The 5,092-nt window shown below is 60.4% G+C and carries 1 protein-coding gene and 1 pseudogene; both read left to right on the top strand.

Going from position 1 to position 5,092, the window contains the following annotated elements; all coding sequences use genetic code 11:
- Positions 1–2,996: pseudogene (locus HMPREF2690_RS12220) on the top strand (hypothetical protein); the annotation flags it as partial.
- Between the two features lie 157 nt (positions 2,997–3,153).
- Positions 3,154–5,007, top strand: coding sequence for a hypothetical protein (locus HMPREF2690_RS10355; RefSeq protein ID WP_070820840.1), 1,854 nt, complete (start codon positions 3,154–3,156; stop codon positions 5,005–5,007).
- Positions 5,008–5,092 lie beyond the last annotated feature (85 nt).

A 5,092-nucleotide genomic window follows, 5' to 3' on the forward strand; every position in this document is an offset into this window, starting at 1 on the left:
GGACGGTAACGGTTGATCCGGGCCAGCCTGCTGAATTGCCAACAATCACCATTGATAAGAAGCCGGTTGAGACCACTCCGACCACCGAGCCGACGACGGAGCCGGCCACGTCTGGGCCGACCACGACGAAGGTAACTACGTCGAAGGAAACTCCAAAGCCGGCCACGTCTGAGCCGACCACGACGAAGGTAACTACTTCGAAGGAAACTCCAAAGCCGGCCACGTCTGAGCCGACCACGACCGCTCCGGCCGAGACCAAGCCTTCCATTACCGGCTCGGTCAAGGACAAGGACGGCAAGCCGCTGCCTCAGGACGGCGAGGGTAATCCGAATGTCACGGTTTATGGACCTGATGGCGAGAAGATTGTCGACAAGGTCGAGATCACGGACCCGGAGGGCAACTTCGAGATCCATGGTCCGGACGACAAGCCGCTGCCTGACGGTAAGTACATCGTCGAGATAGAGACGCCTGAGGGCATGAACAACCCGCGTCCGAAGATCGTTGAGGTCAAGGACGGCGAGTCTAAGCCGATCGAGTTCGAGGTCGACAAGTCGGAGCGTGACCGCAAGGATAAGTCTGACCGCATCGGTGAAAACACCGTCGGTGGTTGGTTGATCGATGAGCACGGTAACCCGATCCAGGGTGCAAAGATCAAGTTCATCAAGAAGGATGTCGCTGATCCGAACACCATCTCGGTCGATCCCCGCACTGAGGAGACCAAGGGACCGGAGTACTTCGACTACGAGATTCCGCTCAGCGTTGATGGAGACGGCTTCTTCGTCACCCCGGAGATCGATTTCCAGTACTTCCCTGAAGGCGTCGTCGATTTCGACATGGAAATTGAGCTGCCGGAGGGCTGGCCGGACACCGACATCAACGGCAAGCCGCTGAACCGTAAGGTCACGGTGAAGCAGGGCGAGCGTACCGACATGGGCGAGATCCGTGTCAAGGCTCCGATCGATCAGTCCATTGAGGGCAATGTCAACGACGGCAACGGCAATGCTGTTCCGGGTACCAAGGTCGTAGTGACCGACCCGAACGGCGACTCCAAGATCATCGACGTTGATGAGAAGGGCAACTTCAAGATCGAAGATGTCACGCCTGGCGTCAACGAGATCGAGATCCTGACTCCGGGTAGCGACCGCGAGATCGACAAGATCAAGGTTCCGGTCCGCCCTGGTGATGACGTGAAGCTGCCGGAAATCCAGCTGACCAAGAATGCTTCCCTGAAACTGGAGAAGCAGGTCTGGGGCCGCGACGCCGATAACCTGGGCCAGGTTAAGGACAAGGACGGCAATCTTGTCGACGATGTCATGACCACCCTGCCCGGCGAGGATCTCTACTACGAGCTCTTCATCACCAACACCGGTGATACGCCGATTAAGAACATCGAGATCGATGATCCGGAACTTCAGTCGCGCAACATCGAATTGAAGATGCCGGAAGGCTGGACTGCTGAGTCTGAGCTCGCCCCGGGTGCAACCGAGGTGATTAAGGCCAAGATGAAGGCTCCGGAGGACGCATTCGACTTCAACAACGTCGCTACCGCCTTCGGTGAAACCAGCACTGGTGAAAAGGTTGGCTCGGGGCCGGATTCGGCGTACACCAAGTTCATCAAGGCAGAGGTGCACAAGAAGGTCAACGCCCGCTTTGCTACCAACCCGGACAAGCCTGTTCGTATGGGCGTCGGCAACGCACTGAAGTTCACCTACGAAGTCCAGAACACCGGTTCTGCACCGATGGTGAACGTGGAACTTAAGGACGCGATCTTTGAGGGCGATGCTAAAGACAAGGATGGCAACGACGTTCCAGCTGATCAGCTGAAGAAGGTCAAGGATCTTGAGATTAAGAAGCCTGAGGGCTTCAACGGCACGTTGCTGCCAGGTCAGCGTGTGATCTTCACTGCGGAGATTCCGGAAGGTCTGGCAACCAATGTCCGTCACCACAACCAAGCGGAAGCAAGGGGCGAGCTCCCGACGCGTCCGGCTCGTGGCCGTGGCCTCGCGGGCGAACCGGATTACGGCGATGACCCGTCATCCACGCTGATCATCTCCCCGCGCGAGAACCTCAAGGGCAACGCTCACATCATCGTTGACCAGGGTGCTCCGCTGGCTGACAACCTGCGCCTGATCGCATGGGTTGATGAGAACCAGAACCGCACGCAGGACGAGAACGAAGGCCTCGCAGGGCTGAAGGTCAAGCTGGTTCCGACCGATGGTGGTCCGTCCATCGCGGGCGAGACCAACGAAGACGGCAACGTCTACTTCGAGTCTGCACCGTGGGGTGAGTACACCTTCGAGATCGACAACCCGGGCAACCTGCGTCTGATTGATCCGCGTGATCCGGAGAAGAACTCGTCCCGTGCGGGCTCGACCCTGGAGTCGAAGCCGTTCAAGGTTCGCGGCAAGTTCTCCGAGCCGTTCGAACTGCGTCCGGCTGCGGATGATCCGTCCCAGAAGGAAATCGTGATCGGTCTGCAGTTTGAGAAGGGCAACGGCGACATCGCTGCAGGTGGCGGTATCGGCAGGGACAACGAAATTGTTGGCGAGGACGGCAGCTCCCTGGGCAAGTGCCTGGCCACCGCATCCTCGGTATCCAACCCGGTTGCGTGGCTGGTGCCGATCGGCCTTCTCGGTGCAGTCGCCGGTGGTATCGGTGTGATGTTCGAAGACGAGCTCAACGCCGCGGCCGCACAGGCCAACGAGGCAGTGCGCAGCGTGATGCCGAACGTGAACATTGAAGTCCCGTCTGTGTTCAACCAGTTCCAGGCGCAGATCGACCAGGTCAACCGCCAGCTGTCCCAGATCAACCCGGCCGCCCCGGCTGCGGTTGCCGGTGTTGGCCTCCTGGCTGTGGCTGGTCTGATCATGGGTCTGTACTACGCCAGCTGCCAGCTCGGCTGGAACGTAGAGACCGAGGGCAGCAGCTCCAACAACAAGGCCGAGGCAACGGAGACCGCCAAGCCTGAGGAGCCTGCGGAACCGGCTGAAGCGTAAAAGCTGACCCGCCTACGAAACCGATGCAAATTGCTCGGCGAGTAGGCGGGTTTCGCTTTTGTTCGGGATGTATTGTGAAGTCCAAGGTTGGCGTATACATTCATATGTGGTTTTTGGGGGCGCTCGTGCGCGCTTTTTCTATTCTCGAGAGGTAATAATGGCAGCAACATCCAAGGCAAAACGTGCCGTCGGGCTTTCGCTCGCGGCAGCAGTCGCAGGCTCGATCGCACTCGTGCCGGTCGCAAACGCGCAGGAGAGCGCTACTGCGAAGGAGACTGCGCCTGTGACGTCGTCTGCTGCGGTGGACCCGGTGTCGTCGACAAGCAATGCGAGCAGCGTATCGACGACCCCAGCAACCACCCCGGCCACCGCCAACACCCCCGTGGCGGATTCGGCCGCGCCGGTGACGCAGACCCCAGCCAAGGACTCGAGCATCTCGGATGCTGCAAAGGCATTTGCTGCCTTGTTCTTGGATACGCCGGGTAACGGCACCGGTACCTCTGGCGCGCAGTACAACTCCAAGGGCCGCACCTACACCGCTCTTGCGCGCCACCCTGAAAACAAGCTGCTGTACGCCATCTCCCAGGACGAGGAGGGCAAGGACGCCGGCCACCTGCTGCGCATTAACGCCAACGATGGTGGTCTGATGGATCTGGGCAAGATCGACCTCAAGGGTGACGACGCCACCAAGATCGACACCGCTGCCTTCACCGCTGGCGGCACGCTTGTGCTGTTCGGCGAGGACAAGGTGTACACCCTGGATCTTTCCGACGATAAGTCGGGCGCCAAGAACACCCCGCTCGCGTTCACCACTAAGCCGCTGAAGATCGACGGCGTGAAGGAAGCCGGCAAGCCCGCCGCATGGGCTGCCGACGGTGAGAAGAACGAGACCTCGCTTGTCGCCCTGTCCACCAACGACAAGGGCGAGGCTTACCTGTGGCACCTCGACGTCGACGAGAAGGCTCCAGCCGCGACCCACGCCGCTGTGACAGTGCCGGAAAAGGCAACCCTGCCGAAGGTAAAGGCACTGAACTACGCCTACAAGAACGAAGACGGCGAGTTCGTCTTTGCCGACGACGACGCGACCGCTATCCACGTGAAGGACAACGCGGTTTCTAACGTCGTCACCAAGGGTGATGAAGCTGACAACTTCGCCGGTGTCGCTGGCCTCAAGCTGCCTGGCCTTGACAACCCGGAGACTGGCGCTGCAACCCCGACCGCAACCCCGGGCAGCGAGACCCCGACGAACCCGGCCACGACCACCACGCCTGCCACCGAGACCCCGACCAACTCGGCCACGACCCCAACCGCGCCTGCGGCTGAGGATGACTGGGTCATGGAGGTCCTTGTCCGCACCGATGACAACAAGGCTGTTGAAGGCGCTGAGTTCAAGAGCGCTGATGGTCGCGTTGCCGGTAGGACTGGTGCCGACGGACGCGCAAACGTCGTGTTCGATCTGAATAAGGACGCTAAGGATCGCAAGCTGATCAAGCTCACCTTGATCGAACCACCGCACGGCTACAAGAACACGGAAATCCAGGTCCAGCGCAACGCGAAGACCGCAGAGATCGTTCTCGCCCGTGATCCGAACGTGACCACGCTGAACCGTCCGCAGCAGATTTTGAAGGCGATTGATGAGTTCAAGCCGATTGCCACCAAGGTTCTCGGCCCGGCTGCCGCAATGGCCGGTGCCGCGGGTCTCGCAGGTGCCGGTGGCGGTGCGAAGACCACGAAGTCCTCGGCGACGCCACTGCCGCTGAAGACCACCCCGAGCCGCTCCACGGGCCGCACCACGTCCGTGAAGAACGCAAGCAACAACTCCAACCGCGTTGCTGCGAAGGGTTCGACTTCCACGAAGAAGACCACCACCTCCTCCAGCAAGGAGCGCGACGGTGATCTTGCGGATACCGGTACGCCGATGCGCGCCGTGATCTCCCTCGGCGTCCTGCTGATGCTGGTGGGTGGCGCCTACCTGGCGCTCGGCCGTCGCCGCGAGACCAACGAGAACTAAAAACCAGGCATAGAAACGCCCGCCGGATTCGACACCGGCGGGCGTTTCCGCGTCTGTGGGCTGATCGTCTAGCTGGGCTTGTGAT

It is taken from the genome of Corynebacterium sp. HMSC034E11, from assembly GCF_001835905.1.
In the GTDB taxonomy this organism is placed as follows: domain Bacteria; phylum Actinomycetota; class Actinomycetes; order Mycobacteriales; family Mycobacteriaceae; genus Corynebacterium; species Corynebacterium coyleae.

Bases quoted from the DNA above. Each gene is read 5' to 3' on its own strand.
- HMPREF2690_RS10355 (WP_070820840.1), top strand. From the start codon at position 3,154: ATGGCAGCAACATCCAAGGCAAAACGTGCCGTCGGGCTTTCGCTCGCG.